Origin of the sequence: Nocardioides caldifontis (assembly GCF_008087345.1) — a bacterium.
Lineage (GTDB): Bacteria > Actinomycetota > Actinomycetes > Propionibacteriales > Nocardioidaceae > Marmoricola_A > Marmoricola_A caldifontis.
The window spans coordinates 417,210-431,011 of the sequence record NZ_ML701737.1 but is presented as its reverse complement, the minus strand read 5'-3'; the positions used below and the strand labels follow the sequence as shown (position 1 = coordinate 431,011).

The following is a 13,802-nucleotide window of genomic DNA, read 5'->3' as shown; positions in this document are numbered from 1 at the left end:
CGCCACGAGTAGAGAACGAACAGGAGAACCCCCATGAGATCGTCGAGGTACGGGCGTGCTGCCGCCCTGGTGTTGACCGCAGCGCTCGTCACCGTCGGCGCGCCGTCGACGGCATCGACAGCGCAGCCGACCGTGGTGAGCGCCGTGCCCTCTCCGTCGACGCCGCACGCCATCGACGACGCGGTGGTGGCGAACGCCGCGGTGAACACGTTCGCGCAGGTCGGGTCGGTCATGTATGCCGGCGGGAAGTTCCACAGCGTCCAGCCGCCGAACCGGCGCAGCACGCTCGTCCGGGACAACCTGTTCTCCTTCGACGTGGCGACGGGCGCGCCCACGGACTGGACGCCCGCGGTGAACGGCGAGGTGTGGCGGACCCTCTACGTCGCGCCCTACCTGTACGTCGGCGGTGCGTTCACCGATGCCGACGGCGTGGCCAGCCGGCTCGTCCGCTACCGCGTGGACGGACCGACCCCCGTCATCGACGCCGGATGGGTGCCGCGGGGGATCAACGGGGTCGTCAATGACCTCGAGTTCGTGAACGGCCGCCTGCTGGTCGCGGGGTCGTTCCGCAACAGGCTCATCGCGCTCGACCCCGCCAACGGACGCGACTCCGGCTACATCGCCCTCGGGATCAGCGGCTCGGTCAAGGTCAACGGCGCCGGCCCCACGGAGGTCTTCCGGATCGCGGTGTCACCGGACGGGACACGGCTCGTGGCCGTCGGCAACTTCACTACGGTCGGAGGCCTGGGACGGGCGAGGGCGTTCATGGCCGACCTCGGTCCGACGGCTGCCACCGTCGCACCCTGGTACTACCAGCCGCTGGTCAACAACTGCGCTGCCGGCGCACTCCGCGCACAGCTGCGTGACGTCGACTTCAGCCCCGACGGGTCCTACTTCGTCATCGCCGCCACCGGCTACGTCCCCGCCTCGACCTCCGGGATCGGGCGCGACATCTGCGACGCCGCGGCACGCTTCAACACGACGGTTCCCAACCCGACGCGTCCGGTGTGGATCAACTACACGGGCGGGGACACGTTGCACTCCGTCACGGTCACCGGTGCGGCCGTGTACGTCGGTGGCCACCAGCGGTGGATGAACAACCCGTTCGGCCGTGACAGCGCGAGCGTCGGCGCCGTGTCGCGACCAGGGATCGCCGCACTGAACCCCGTCGACGGCCGGGCTCTGTCCTGGAACCCGGGGAAGACCCGGGGTGTGGGCACGAAGTTCATCTACGCGACGAGCACCGGGATCTGGTTCGGCTCTGACGGGCGACGCTTCGCCGGGGTCGTGAGGGACTCCATCGCGTTCACGCCGCTTCCCTGAGCCGCCTCCCCTGAACCGCCGGCGCAGGCCGAACCCTGGAAGTCGGTCTGCGCCGGTCCTCAGGGCGCCCCGGGGGTGAACGACTCCGCGACCACGTCCCAATAGCGGGGCGAGAACGGCAAGCGGCAGAGGGCATCGCGCTTCAGGTTCCAGAGGTCCCCGCGGCCCTCGACGACGGTGCTCTCCAGCTTGAGTGCCGTGCTCCCTCCCGAGCTGCCGACCACCACGCCGTACTCCTGCAGTGCGCGAGCGATCACGAGTGCCTGCGGGTCGAGCTGGAAGGCCGCGAGGTCCACGGACGCCTTGATGCGCAGCCGCAACCCCTGGGGTGGTACGGCAGGGTCCTTGCCCTCGTAGGCACCGTCCGACCCGACCATCGGGAAGACGTGCCGGGAGGAGAGGGTCGGGCCCGACGACATCGACAGGACGTGGTCGATCTCCCCGCCCTCGACCTCGTCCCACGACACCACCATGACGGCCGCGTTGCCGCCCCGCAGGTTGCCGGTGTTGCGGGCGTCGGCCTGGCCGGTGCGGACGTCGAGGCCGTTGGAGTCGAGGTACGACACGGTGGCGCCGCGGGCGCTCCAGGAGTCGTTCTCGGCGTCGTACACCGCGTCGGACAGTGCCACCACGTAGTTCTTGTCCACGTCGTAGACGACCAGCGTGCCACCGTCGGGCACCGACGGCCGGGCGTTGCGCGGGATGCGCAGCTCGTCGAGCTCGGGGGGCAGCCGCATCGCCGTCCGGTGCACGAGGTACGTCGGGTCTCCCCGGCCGGCGAAGTAGATCGGCGTTCCCCACGGGCTGTCGCCGAGGCCGGCGAGGGCGAGACAGCCGTTGCCGCTCTCAGGGCCGGTCGACAGGTAGTGCAGGATGGCCTCCGACGCGTGGTGCGACGGCGCATCAGCGGGCAATGGGGTGTTCCACCAGGAGTCGGACCGGAAGGCCTGCACTGACCGGTCGGGCGTCGGCGGGGGCACGGCCTGCGGGGGGACCCAGTTGTCGAGCTGCACGCGTGCCGTCCCGGTCACCACGAGAAGCCCGAGGAAACCCGCCACGACCGTTCCCCGCCTTCCCCGCAGAAGGGTGGTGAAGGCGCTCACGTGGTGAGCCTGGAGCGGCGGCGGGCAGGGTGGCGCGCGGTCCCCATCTCAGGAGGTCACCCAGGGGAACATCGCGAAGTACGGGAACCGGTTCGGTGCGGGGCCCGCCGCGGTGAAGTAGCCACCCACGTACAACCGGCTGGGACTCGCTGCCAGAGCCCAGATACCGGGGTAGCTCGTCACGAACCGGGCGGAGAACCCTTGCAGGTTGCCGGTCGCCGGGTCGAGGGCGGCCAACAGGCTCCGTGGCTGGCCCATGACCGTGACGAAGTGGCCGCCCACGTAGAGCAGCCCGTCGGCACCGAAGGTGACGGCCTGCGCGTCACCGTTCGCGTAGACCCGTTGCTGCCACCGACGGAGCCCCGTCACCTTGTCGAGGGCCTGGATCGCCCAGGCGTTGCGCCCGACCACGTAGACCCGGTCGTCGTCGACGGCCACGTCCCAGTACACGTTGCATCCGGTGCAAGGACGCGACGTGAGCCACGGGTCGAGCGACCCCGTTGCGAGGTCCACCGACGCCACCTGGTTGCGCGGGATGCCGTTGACAGCCGTGAACTTGCCGGAGAAGAACAGCCTCGAACCGTCGCTGGCCAGGCCGAAGACGCCGCTGTCGGCGGAGGGGGTGAACGAGGTGACCAGCGCGCCGCTGCTCGTCGTCACCGCCCCCAGCCCTCGCTGCGCCATGCCGCCGTGCTTGAGGAACGTGCCGGCGAAGTAGGTCGTCTCGCCGACGACCAGGACGTCGCGGACCACTCCGCCCGCGGCGCCCCGCCAGCTCGGCACCACGGCACCGCTCGCGGCGTCGAGGGCCGCCAGCTGCCGGTGCGTGGCGCCGCCCACGGTCGTGAACTTCCCGCCGAGGATGAGCCTGCTGCCGTCGTCGGTCAGGTCCAGGGCACGCACCGGACCGTTGGTCGAGCCGGTCCACTTCAGGGCGCCGGTCGTCGCGTCGAGCGCCGCGACGCCGCCGGTGAAGTCGCCGCCGACATAGACCGTGCTGCCCGTCGCCACGGTCGCCAGCACCGCGCCGTCGGGGGTCCAACCGGTCGGGCCCGAAGGCGTCGGCGACAGCTCTGCGTGCGCAGGGGAGGCCGTGAGGACGAATGCGGCGGCGGCGGCACCAGCGACCACCAGCGGCAGCCGAGCAGGTCGGCGCATGATTGTAGCCCCTACAAGAATGCGCCCGCCCCCGATGGCGGGCGCTCCTCCGACGCTAGGCCAGCCGGCCGTTGCCAGGCAAGGGCCTGGAGGTCAGCATGGCTGCCCGTAGGGCCCTCGCGGTGACGCTGCGACGGGGTTACCGTGTGCCTCTCGTGACCGCGGACGCTGGTGGGGAGGTGAGGACCGTGTCAGAAGCCGGGACAGCCCCGATCTTCGTCGTCGGGTCGATGCGCTCGGGCTCCACGTTGCTCAGACTGATCCTCGACAGCCACCCGGACATCGCGAGCCCAGGCGAGACTGGGTTCATGGGTGGGCTGCGTGCGGTCAAGGAGGTACCCGGCTGGAAGTCCGGTCGCGGCTGGTACGAGCGGGTCGGTTGGACCGAGCCCGAGCTGGACGTCCGGTTGCACGACTTCTACGCCGGCATCTTCGAGCGCTTCGCACGGCAGGAAGGCAAGTCGCGCTGGGCGGAGAAGACCCCGTTCCACACCGAGCACGTCCAGGAGATGGCGCAGGTGTTCCCCGAGGCGCTCTTCGTGGGGATCGTGCGCCACCCCGGAGGAGTGGCGACCTCTCTCTGCCGGAGGTTCCACTACGGCTTCGACGAGGCCGTCTCCTACTGGGGCGCGACGAACACTCGCATGGTCGAGGGAGCACGAGCCGTCGGGGACCGGTTCGCGCTGCTGCGCTACGAGGACCTGGTGCGGCACGGCGAGGCCGTGCTCCACGAACTGGTCCAGTTCCTGGGCGCGCCCTGGTCGCCGTCGATGCTCAACCACCACGAGGTGCAGCCGGAAAAGGGGGCGCCCAGGGCGGTCGAGGGCAGCACGGTCACCACCGACCCGATCGACGCCGGCCGGGCCGACCACTGGTGGTCGGACATCAGCATCGAGGACCGCAGGTCGCTCGACCGGGTGGCAGAGCTGGCAGCCTGCTTCGGCTACTCGGTCGAGGAGCCGATCGTGCGGGGGCTCCCTCGATCCCGTGGGGACCAGCGCTGGCTGCGGCGAGGTGGGAAGCTCGAGCTTCCCCCGACGCCTGCGACGGCTGTGGCCCACGACAACGCAGTTCTCATGGCCCAGGGTGATCCCGTGGAGCTGGCGCGCCGGCTGCTCAAGGTCGAGCAGGCGTTGGCACGCGCGCGTTCTCGTCGGGCGGTGCGGTTCGCCGACGCGGTCCGCACGGTGCAGCACGGGCGCTCGCTCCATGACCTTCGCAAGGCCTACGCGATGGTGCGTGGCGCGGATGGCGGGGCAACGGCGTCGCGGTGACCCGGTCCTGCACCGGGCCATCCGCGAGATCGTCGTCGAGCACCGCGACGAGTGGCTACCCGGGCTCGCCGGCGGCTCCGAGGTGCGGCTGAGGGAGCTCAGTGATCGGCCGCGGTGCCGGATGCTCACGGTGACGGTCGGTGACGCGGCGGTCCCCCAGCTGCTCGCCAAGGTCCGTCGCGACGCCGCGCCCCAGCCTGCCGGCCGGCCGACGCTCGCCACGGGCGTGCTGTCGGCGGCCGAGCTGAGCGCCCTCGAGCACGACGGCCTGTGCCTCATCGCCGAGCAGGTCAGCGGCGACGACCGCTTCGCGGCGGTTCGGCCGGTCGCCCACCTCCCTGAGCACCGGACCGTCCTGATGGAGTACGTCGAGGCTGACACCCTGCGCGACCGCCTGGTCCGGGAGAGCCGGGTCCACCGCCTCGCCCACCGTCGGGCCACGGAGCCGACCGCCATGGAGGTCTGGTCGGCCGTCGGTGGCTGGCTGGCGCTGCACCAGCGGGCGGTCCCTCCGGACGGTCTCCCAGCACGGCAGCAGACCCGGGAGGCGGTGCTGGCCCACCTCGAGGCGTGCGGCGGCTTCCTCGACCAGCACCTCGGCACCCGGGCGGTCGGAGACGTGGTCGCGCGTGCCTCCCGGTTCGTGGCGCTTGCCCTGCCTGCGACGCTCGAGCTCGCCGTCGGCCACGGGGACTTCGCGCCGCGCAACGTCTTCGCGCTGGACGACGGTCGCGTCGCGGTGTTCGACCCACTGTTCCGCTGGGCGGTGCCGCGGCACGAGGACCTCTGCCGCTTCCTCGTCGGGCTCCGGCTCTCGGGGCTCGCGCTGCACAGCCACGGGCTGGCCCACCCGTCGGGCCACCTCGAGGCGATCGAGACCGCCGTCATCCGTGGCTATGCGCCTGACGGCGATCCCGCGCGCGAGCAGCTCCGCGCCTACGGGCTGCTCATCCTGATCGACAAGTGGACGGCCCTCGTGGCGTCCTCCCGCACGGGCCTCGGGCGGCTGCGCAGGGGGCCGCTCCGGCTCGCGTCGTCCCATCTGCGGGGCGAGGTCGACCGGCTGCTCCAGGCCGCCGAGGACTGACTGGTCACACGCCGGTGGGCTGGTCCGCCTCGCGAGTGCCGTAACCCCAGCGTCGCGCCACGTCCATGCCCAGCAAGGGCTTCAGCGCGCTCACCTCGTCCGCCATCTCCTGGCGGAGCTCCGCCTCGAGCCCCGGGCCGATGACCGGCCGGTCGTCGCGATAGGGGCGGTAGAGCGCGTTCCGCAGCCTGACGGAGCGCTTGACCCGCGACCGCAACCGCCGCAGCCCCACCCTCTTCGCGAGCCGGGAGGCCGCCTTGGCAGCCGACGCGGCCGTCGCGTTGCGAGGGACGCCGGCGGGCATCCGGCTCCGCAGCTCACTCGCCGGAAGGGCCATGGGATCGAGCGACAGGAAACGCGTCACCTCGTCGGCGTACCGCTGAGCGTCGGCACGCAGGTCGTCGAAGAGCTGCACCAGCAGCTGCTCGGGCGGGAAGACCTCGAGGTAGCGGCCGAGGTGGGTGGCGTACCTCCCACGATCGAGCAGCCGGGGGTATGCCTCGAGCGCCTGCTCGAACGGGCCGTCGAACTGGCCGTTCTTCACCAGGTCGAGGTAGTCGGAGAACGCCCGGTCGACAGGCTCCCGCAGGCAGACCAGCAGACGCACCGCCGGGTTCAGCGCTGCGATGCGTTTCGGAGCTTCCGGCGAGGAGAGGTAGGAGTGCGAGATCTCGCCGATCGCCGGACGATCGGGCAACCCGGCGAACTGGGAGAGGTACCAGCTCTCTCCGCGGTCGAAGTGCTGGTCGAAGTAGTACAGCCCCTTGTCCGACGCCAGCGCGACCTGCGGATGCACCGCCAGGGCGTTGAACAGCCAGGTGGAACCAGCCTTGCTGGTGCCGATGTAGAGGAAGTTCGGAACCCTGCTGACGTCGGACATAGCCCCACTCCTTGGCCCGTCATCGGTCCCTTCTCAACGCAGGAAGGGCCGGATAGAGTTCGAGGCTGACCGTCACGGGGGCTGAGGTCAAGGGAGCGACGACCGGCGTTCCCGGGATTCAGGTCGCGGGACCTGGTGGGGTTCCGGTGCGGCGTACTCCATCTCGGGGAGGCGTGCATGGGTGAAGCGCGTGGGGACGCGGCGGGGCCGGGGCTTGGAGCTGGCGACGCACACGTCGAGGGCGCCCAGCAACGCCAGATCCGCGGCTCCGCGCTGTTGGTCCTGGGGCGCGTGCTCGCGCTGGTGATCGCGCTGGCGACCCAGGTCATCATGGTCCGCTCGCTCAGTAAGTCGGACTTCGGTGCGTTCGAGTACGCCATCACCCTTGCGGGATCGGCGCGGATCCTGCTGAGCCTGGGCCAGGGGCGGCTGCTGAGCCGGTTCATGGCGACGTACGACGAGCAGGGCGACCACCCTCGCATGTTCGGCGCGATGCTCCTGGCCGTCGGCACGATCGTCGCCACCAGCGTCCCGCTCATCGCCGCGCTCTACCTCTTCCCCGACGAGCTGATCGGCTCCGCGGTCGACGGCGACGACGGGACGCGGCTCGTCCTCCTGCTGATCTTCCTCTCGCCGCTGGAGGCGCTCGACCAGGTCTTCGTCTCCCTGTTCGCGGTCTTCACCAAGCCGACAGCCATCTTCTTCCGCAAGTACCTCCTCGCTCCCGGCCTCCGGTTCGTCGTCGTGCTCGTCCTGGCACTCAGCAACGCCAGCGTCATGTTCCTCGCCGTCGGTTACCTCCTCGCGGCCGCCGCGGGGATCGGCCTCTACGTCGTGCTGTTCGTGGCGGCGCTTCGCGAACGCGACCTGCTTGGCAAGTTCCGGCTGCGCGAGATCGTCTTCCCGTTCCGGGACGTCTTCGAGTTCTCGTTCCCGCTCATCACGGGAGAGCTGAGCCTGCTCTCCCTGAAGATGGGCGGCGTGGTGGTGCTCGCGCACCTGCACTCGATGGTCGAGGTCGCGGACTACCGGGTCGCCTTCGGCCCGGCACGGCTCAACACGTCCATCACCGCCTCGTTCGCGACCCTGTTCCTGCCGATCATCGCGCGGCTGCACACCCGTGGCGACATGGACGGGTTGCGCAGCACCTACTGGAACACGGCGGCCTTCGTCGCCGTCTTCACGTTCCCGATCTTCGCCCTCACAGGCCCGCTTGCGCCGGCAACGACGGTCGCGATGTTCGGCGAGCGGTACGCCGGGTCGGCCACCGTCCTCTCGGTCCTGGCAGTGGGCTATTACCTGAACGTCGTGCTGGGGTTCAACACCTATGCGTTGCAGGTGTGCGGCCGAATCCGGTGGCTGGTCGGGGTGAACCTCTTCGTCGCCGTCTTCAACATCGGGCTCTGCTTCGCACTCGCGCCGGAGCTCGGGGCGGTCGGCATCGCCGCGGCCAACTGCATCGCGCTCACGTCGCAGAACCTGCTCAACCAGTGGGCGCTGCGCGGCAGCATCGCGACGGCGTGCGTGGACCGCAGCTGTTGGACCTGCTACGCGCTCATCGTGGGCGGAGCAGCGCTGCTCGCGGCCTTCGAGTGGCTCGTCGCGCCGGGCATCGTCGCCAGCGTGGTCGCAGCCGCGGTCGTGTCGCTCCTCGTGCTGTGGGGGAGCCAGCCCGCACTCCAGCTCTCGGCCACGTTCCCGGAGCTGCAGCGGCTCCCCCTGGTCGGCAGGCTCGTGCGGTGAACGGTCTCAGCTGCTGCCGGCCGAGACCCGCAGCCACGTCGGCAGGTCGGCGTAGCCGTGGGCCAGCAGGGCCTGGGCCGTGACCTCGTTCGACGAGCGGTAGAGCTCCTCCACGTGGCGGCGGACCTCGTCGCTCATGGCCTCGGGAGGCGCGCCTGCGTTCGCCTTCTGGTACACCCCCCGGAGCGACGACTTGAGCCTTGGCGGCAGCAACCCACGGCGCTCCGCGGCCCGCTTCACGGAGTAGGCGAGGTGGGCAGCACGAGTGCTCCTCGGGTGCTGGGTCGTGTTGCGGGGCTGGAGGTCGAGCCGTCGCACGACCGCGTCGTCGATGCCCAGCCAGCGGCAGATCCCGGCGACGACGGCGTGCGGGTCGCTTCGGAACCGCTCCGCGAAGATGACGTGCAGGTCGGAGCCGAAGGCGTCGAGCCAGTGCGGCACGTAGTTCGCGTAGTGCCCGATGTAGAGGCCGTGCAGGTGGTCGCGGGGCACGAGGTCGCTTCCGTCGGGGCTTCGCCGCTCGCAGGCCTCCAGGTAGTCCTCGAACCGGGGGTACCGGGTCATGTTCCCCAGCTCGCGCTGGAAGGTGTAGGCGGACCACAGGCGGTCGACCGGGTTGCGCAGGGACAACACGATCCGCGGACGGTCCAGCGTCGCAGCGATGGCGTCGATGACCGGCCTGCCGCCGTAGGAGTACGTCGGGGTCGCCTCGAATGCGTAGCGCGCGCCGGTGCAGTGCGCGAAGTGCCTGCGGTAGTCGGACAGCGGTGGGGGAGGACCTTGGTTCCGGGCGGGGTTGAAGTAGTTGAAGTAGCCCACTTCTTTCTCGTCAGAGGCACAAATGTCAGGGTGCTGGGAGAGGTAGCCGTAGAGCGAGCCGGTGCCCGCCTTCGGCACGCCGATCACCAGCAGGTTCGGCAGCCGCCCCTCGGACATTGTCCGGCCTCCCCCCGATCGAAGACCCTCGAGCCAATGGTGGGGCCGTTATACGCCGCGTCCACGACCTCCGCAACCGCAGGGCCAGACCATGCCGTGCCGTCCGGTGACCAGGGCACGCGGTCGGCCTATCGTGGACGCGAGAGCGGTGGCGGAGTCGTCTCGGGACCCTGGACACGCCGTCGCAGCGTGGGGGCAGGGCGATCAGTCGGAGTCGATGGGGACGTGCGGCGGCCGTGGTGGTCACGGTCCTCGTCGCCGCGCTCGTCCTGCTCGCCGTGGGGTTCCGCGCCGCTCGCGACACGGTGGAGGACGCCGCGGCCGACGAGGAAGGCTCCTTCTTCCCCAACGACCGTGCGCGTCCCTTCCACGACGGCTCCTGGTGGAACACGCCCCTGCCGCGTCGTACGCCGCTGCACCCGCACGCGGAGGGGATCCTCGACTACCTCCGCACCGCTCCCGAGAGCGGCCAGGGGTGCCTCGTCCTCGCGGGGGCGGGCGACAGCCCGTGGGGACAGCCGATGTACACCGTGACGCGCAAGGACCCCCGCTACGACGTGCGGAGCACCTTCGCGGGTGACCTGCCGGAGCTCGATGGGCTGCGGATCCCGGTGGGTGCGCGCGCCGCCGCGAACAGCGACGGCAGCATGACCGTGTTCGACCCGCGCGCAGGGTTCGTGGTGATGCTCACCGGCGCCGAGTACGACCCGGACACCGACACCTGGAGCGCGGCGGGGGCATCGGTCACCTACCTCGACTCCAACGGCCTCCACGTGGAGACCGGACGGTCGGACGAACCACGCAACCGTGGGTCCCACCGCGGGAACAACGGCGCCGTGGCCGCGGTCTCGTGGGACGAGGTGCGCGAGGGCGCGGTCCGGCACGTGCTCAAGGTCGCCGCCGGCCCCGAGGTCTCCCATGACTTCGTGTTCCCTATGGTCGGCTCGGACGGGGACTACCGGGGGAGCGACCCCTCCGTGCCGCCGCAGGGGCTGCGCTTGCGGATCAGGACGTCGGTCGACCTGGACTCGCTGGACCTGCCGCCGGAGGCGCTGGTGATCGCCCGCGCCCTCCAGAGGTACGGCTTCTACATCGGCGACTCCGGCGGGACGACCGCTCTGAAGCTGGAGAACACCGTGGCGGAGGGCCGCGGGCAGCTGTGGAGGGTCCCGGCGGACGCGCTGTGCGGTCTGCCGTTCACGTCGAGGTACTGGGACGTCGTCGACCCGGGCTTCGACCCGACCCGCGACCGTCGGAACCGGGGGCGCAGATGAGCTGGCTGGTGGTCCTCGCGCTGGCGCCGGTGGCAGTGGTCGTCGGTGTCGTGGTGGTGAGGCAGCCCCTGCGGGTGGGGCTCCCGCTGTACGCGGCCGTCATCCCGTTCGGAGGTGCCCTGTCCTTGGGGCCGTCCCGGTACGGGTCCGCCTCGTCCCTGCTGGGGTTGCTCGTCGCGGTGGGGGTGGCCGGCCAGCTGCTGGCCGGGCGTCGGGCAGCAGCCCGCTGGCCGCCCGCGGTGACCGTCTGGTTGCTGTTCCTGGGGCTCGCCATGGCCACGAGCATGTGGACCGTCGACCGTGCCGAGACGGTCCGGGGGCTGCTGGTGCTCGGGCCCCTCGTCGTGGTGTTCGCCCTCGTGGCCTGCGCCCAGGTCGACCGGGAGGTCGTCCGCCGCACCGAGAACGGCATCCTCATGGGGGGCGTCGCCGTCGTCGGCTACGGGCTCTACCAGCTGGTCGTCCTCGGCGGGTTCTTCAGCGACAGGCCCGGTGGCGGTGTCGAGGAGGGCGGGCGGTTCGGCAACGGCATGCTCGGTCCGAACATCCAGTCCGTGACCCTGCTCCTTCCCCTGGCCCTGGCCCTCCAGCGGGCCGTGGTGGAGCCGCGCCGCGCCACCCGTCTGGCCTCCCTCGGCGTCGCCGCCCTGGCCCTGCTCGGCATCCTCATGACCGGGTCGCGCACGGGATCGCTCGGAGCAGCGGTGGTCCTGCTCGGGCTGATCCTCACCAGCCCGCGCGGGACGAGACGACGGCTCGTGGCTGCGCTCGCGCTCGGCGTCGTGGCAGCCGGGGCGATCTGGGTCTTCGAGCCGCTGGGGCTGACGGAGCGAAGCTTCGACAGCGCGACGTCGTCCTCGGGGCGCAGCGACATCTGGGAGGTCGGGCTGTCGGCCTGCCCGGAGATGTGCATCATCGGCTCGGGGTGGGGCACCTTCCCCGAGGTGTACGCCGACCAGCAGGCGAGCGTGCCGGGCGCGCGGGTGCTCACCGGCGACGAGGGGTCCTACCAGCCGCACAACCTGTGGCTGCTGACACTCGTCGAGACGGGCGTCGTTGGCACGCTGCTGTTCACCGGAGGGCTGCTGCTCGGGCTGCGCGAGGCGCTGCGGCTGCCCGCTGAACACCGGGGCGCGGCTGCTGCGTCCCTGCTCGGGCTGGCGTTCGCGCTGATCTTCCTGTCCAGCATGGAGTTCAAGATCTTCTGGATGGTGCTGCTCCTGATTACCCTCTACGGCAACCTCCTCGCGGAGGAACGGACTGCGCGCGGCGGGAGCACCAGGATCGAGGCGCCGCAGCCTATGACGCCCCGCACCCCGACCTGAGGCCCGCCGGCGACCTCGCTCAGGTCCGGAGGCCCCATGCAGCTCGAGGTCGTCCAGGACGACATCACCAGGCTGGACGTCGACGCGATCGTGAACGCCGCCAACACCCGGATGCGCGGCGGAGGCGGGGTCGACGGCGCCATCCACGCCGCCGCGGGACGGGCCCTCCTCGAGGAGTGCGTCGAGCGGTTCCCCTCAGGGCTCGAGACGGGCCAGGCCGGGTGGACGCACGGTCACGGGCTCGCCGCGCGGTGGGTGATCCATGTCGTGGGGCCGGTCTACGACGGCAGCGGCGGGAACCGGCACCTGCTGCAGTCCTGCTACCGCAACGCGCTCGCGGTCGCGGACTCGTTGATCGAGGAGCACGCGCTGACGTCGTTCACCGTGGCGTTCCCGCTGGTGTCGGCCGGCATCTACGGCTGGCCGCGCGAGGACGCCATCGACGTGCAGGTCTCCACGCTGACCAGCACGCCGACGAGGGTGACGAAGGCCGTGCTGGTCGGTTTCGGCGACGTCGCCTACCAGGGGCTCGTCGACGCGGTGGCGCGGCTCGGGAGGTAGGTCAGGTCAGCGCGGGGCCATCCGCAGGGCGCCGTCCATCCGGACGACCTCCCCGTTGATGTAGTCGTGCTCGACCAGGAACAGCGCGAGGTCGGCGTACTCCTCCGGGCGGCCGAGCCGCTTCGGGAACGGGATCCCGGCCGCCAGCCCGGCGCGGAACTCCTCCGAGACGGTGGCAAGCATCGGGGTCTCGACGATGCCGGGGGCGATGGTGTTCACGCGGATGCCGTACTGCGCCAGGTCGCGGGCGGCGGGCAGGTTGAGCCCGACGATGCCGCCCTTGGAGGAGGAGTACGCCACCTGGCCGATCTGCCCCTCGTACGCCGCGACGGAGGCGGTGTTCACCACGGCCCCCCGCTGCCCGTGCTCGAGCTCGGGGGCCTGGGCGATCCGCTCGGCGGCCAGCGCCATCACGTTGAAGGTGCCGATCAGGTTGACCTGGACGACCTCCGCGTAGAGCGCCAGGTCGTGGACGCCCCGCTTGCTGAGGATCCGGGCGGACGGGCCGATCCCGGCGCAGTTGACGACCACGCGGAGCGGGGCGTCGCCGGCGGAGGCGGCGTCGACCGCGGCCTGGACGCTCTCGGGGTCGGTGACGTCGGTCGCGACGTAGTCGACACCGCTCACGGCGGGGGCGCTCTCGATCGCCTGAGGCAGGTCGAGCACGAAGACCCGGGCCCCCTTCGCCGCGAGCCGGGCCGCGGTGGCCGCCCCCAACCCGGAGGCGCCTCCGGTGACGATCGCAGCGGAGCCTTCGACCTGCATGCTGTTCCTCCCTCAGGGCAGACGACCGCCGGGCACTCTAGCCCGGTGGTCCGGTCCACATTTGCGCGGGGTGGAGCGCAGTGGGACGGTTGTCCAGATCGTCCGACCAGGGACTTTGTGTTGGTCGCTTGACCTGAACGTGCGACCAGGTTCACACTTGGCAGCGCCACGGTTGTCAGTTCTGGGAGGACTGGCCGCTCGGGGCGGCACCGCACAACTGAACGGCGGCAGGAGCTCACCCCCCGACTTCTGCAGCACAGGGGTTTTCCGACTACTGGGAGGTCGGGAAACCGAACGCCTGGAGGCGCGCTCGGTGCGAACCGAGCGCGCCTCTGTTCTCGAGGAGGGGTGCCAGGGGGGAGCACTGGAGGCG

12 protein-coding genes are annotated in these 13,802 nt (G+C 71.0%); 7 read left to right on the top strand and 5 right to left on the bottom strand.

Annotation, left to right across the window (positions count from 1 at the left end):
• The first annotated feature begins 33 nt into the window (after positions 1-33).
• Positions 34-1,323 (top strand): hypothetical protein, encoded by a 1,290-nt coding sequence (locus FIP57_RS07835; RefSeq protein ID WP_148572953.1) that lies wholly within the window; start codon positions 34-36, stop codon positions 1,321-1,323.
• Positions 1,324-1,382: 59 nt separating this feature from the next.
• Here FIP57_RS07835 and FIP57_RS07830 read toward each other — a convergent pair whose 3' ends face one another.
• Positions 1,383-2,426 (bottom strand): hypothetical protein, encoded by a 1,044-nt coding sequence (locus FIP57_RS07830; protein WP_148572952.1) that lies wholly within the window; start codon positions 2,424-2,426, stop codon positions 1,383-1,385.
• Between the two features lie 48 nt (positions 2,427-2,474).
• The gene (locus tag FIP57_RS07825; RefSeq protein WP_148572951.1) at positions 2,475-3,584 is read right to left on the bottom strand and encodes an outer membrane protein assembly factor BamB family protein; all 1,110 of its coding nucleotides are present in this window, start codon (positions 3,582-3,584) and stop codon (positions 2,475-2,477) included.
• A gap of 188 nt (positions 3,585-3,772) precedes the next feature.
• Here FIP57_RS07825 and FIP57_RS07820 point away from each other — a divergent pair, with 188 nt between their 5' ends.
• Complete coding sequence (locus FIP57_RS07820; RefSeq protein ID WP_162529709.1) at positions 3,773-4,858, top strand: sulfotransferase family protein; 1,086 nt, start codon at positions 3,773-3,775, stop codon at positions 4,856-4,858.
• Entirely contained in the window at positions 4,824-5,945 is a 1,122-nt protein-coding gene (locus FIP57_RS07815) for a phosphotransferase family protein (RefSeq protein WP_162529708.1), read from the top strand. Before FIP57_RS07820 ends, FIP57_RS07815 begins: the two co-directional genes overlap by 35 nt.
• Positions 5,946-5,949: 4 nt before the next feature.
• On the opposite strand, the gene FIP57_RS07810 is transcribed toward FIP57_RS07815, so the two are convergent.
• Entirely contained in the window at positions 5,950-6,825 is an 876-nt protein-coding gene (locus tag FIP57_RS07810; RefSeq protein ID WP_148572948.1) for a sulfotransferase domain-containing protein, read from the bottom strand.
• Positions 6,826-7,002: 177 nt separating this feature from the next.
• On the opposite strand from FIP57_RS07810, the gene FIP57_RS07805 reads away from it, so the two are divergent.
• A complete protein-coding gene (locus tag FIP57_RS07805; protein ID WP_148572947.1) occupies positions 7,003-8,568 on the top strand; it encodes an oligosaccharide flippase family protein in 1,566 nt (521 codons plus the stop codon).
• Positions 8,569-8,574: 6 nt separating this feature from the next.
• Here the strand turns inward: FIP57_RS07805 and FIP57_RS07800 are convergent, their stop codons facing one another.
• Complete coding sequence (locus tag FIP57_RS07800; protein ID WP_148572946.1) at positions 8,575-9,504, bottom strand: sulfotransferase family protein; 930 nt, start codon at positions 9,502-9,504, stop codon at positions 8,575-8,577.
• Positions 9,505-9,740: 236 nt separating this feature from the next.
• Here FIP57_RS07800 and FIP57_RS07795 point away from each other — a divergent pair, with 236 nt between their 5' ends.
• From FIP57_RS07795 to FIP57_RS07785, 3 genes are read left to right on the top strand one after another with little or no spacing between them, the layout of a single operon-like run.
• Entirely contained in the window at positions 9,741-10,778 is a 1,038-nt protein-coding gene (locus tag FIP57_RS07795; RefSeq protein ID WP_148572945.1) for a hypothetical protein, read from the top strand.
• On the top strand, positions 10,775-12,103 hold the full coding sequence (locus FIP57_RS07790; protein ID WP_148572944.1) for an O-antigen ligase family protein: 1,329 nt from the start codon (positions 10,775-10,777) through the stop codon (positions 12,101-12,103). Before FIP57_RS07795 ends, FIP57_RS07790 begins: the two co-directional genes overlap by 4 nt.
• Before the next feature lie 36 nt (positions 12,104-12,139).
• Positions 12,140-12,664: a macro domain-containing protein gene (locus FIP57_RS07785; protein WP_148572943.1), complete on the top strand. Its 525-nt coding sequence runs from the start codon at positions 12,140-12,142 to the stop codon at positions 12,662-12,664.
• A gap of 6 nt (positions 12,665-12,670) precedes the next feature.
• Here the strand turns inward: FIP57_RS07785 and FIP57_RS07780 are convergent, their stop codons facing one another.
• Positions 12,671-13,429, bottom strand: a complete 759-nt coding sequence (locus FIP57_RS07780) for an SDR family oxidoreductase (protein ID WP_148572942.1) — start codon at positions 13,427-13,429, stop codon at positions 12,671-12,673.
• Positions 13,430-13,802 lie beyond the last annotated feature (373 nt).

Excerpts from the sequence above, each read along its gene's own strand:
- FIP57_RS07835 (WP_148572953.1), top strand. The coding sequence starts at position 34 with ATGAGATCGTCGAGGTACGGGCGTGCTGCCGCCCTGGTGTTGACCGCA.
- FIP57_RS07825 (WP_148572951.1), bottom strand. The coding sequence starts at position 3,584 with ATGCGCCGACCTGCTCGGCTGCCGCTGGTGGTCGCTGGTGCCGCCGCC.
- FIP57_RS07810 (WP_148572948.1), bottom strand. The coding sequence starts at position 6,825 with ATGTCCGACGTCAGCAGGGTTCCGAACTTCCTCTACATCGGCACCAGC.
- FIP57_RS07805 (WP_148572947.1), top strand. The coding sequence starts at position 7,003 with ATGGGTGAAGCGCGTGGGGACGCGGCGGGGCCGGGGCTTGGAGCTGGC.
- FIP57_RS07800 (WP_148572946.1), bottom strand. The coding sequence starts at position 9,504 with ATGTCCGAGGGGCGGCTGCCGAACCTGCTGGTGATCGGCGTGCCGAAG.
- FIP57_RS07790 (WP_148572944.1), top strand. The coding sequence starts at position 10,775 with ATGAGCTGGCTGGTGGTCCTCGCGCTGGCGCCGGTGGCAGTGGTCGTC.
- FIP57_RS07785 (WP_148572943.1), top strand. The coding sequence starts at position 12,140 with ATGCAGCTCGAGGTCGTCCAGGACGACATCACCAGGCTGGACGTCGAC.
- FIP57_RS07780 (WP_148572942.1), bottom strand. The coding sequence starts at position 13,429 with ATGCAGGTCGAAGGCTCCGCTGCGATCGTCACCGGAGGCGCCTCCGGG.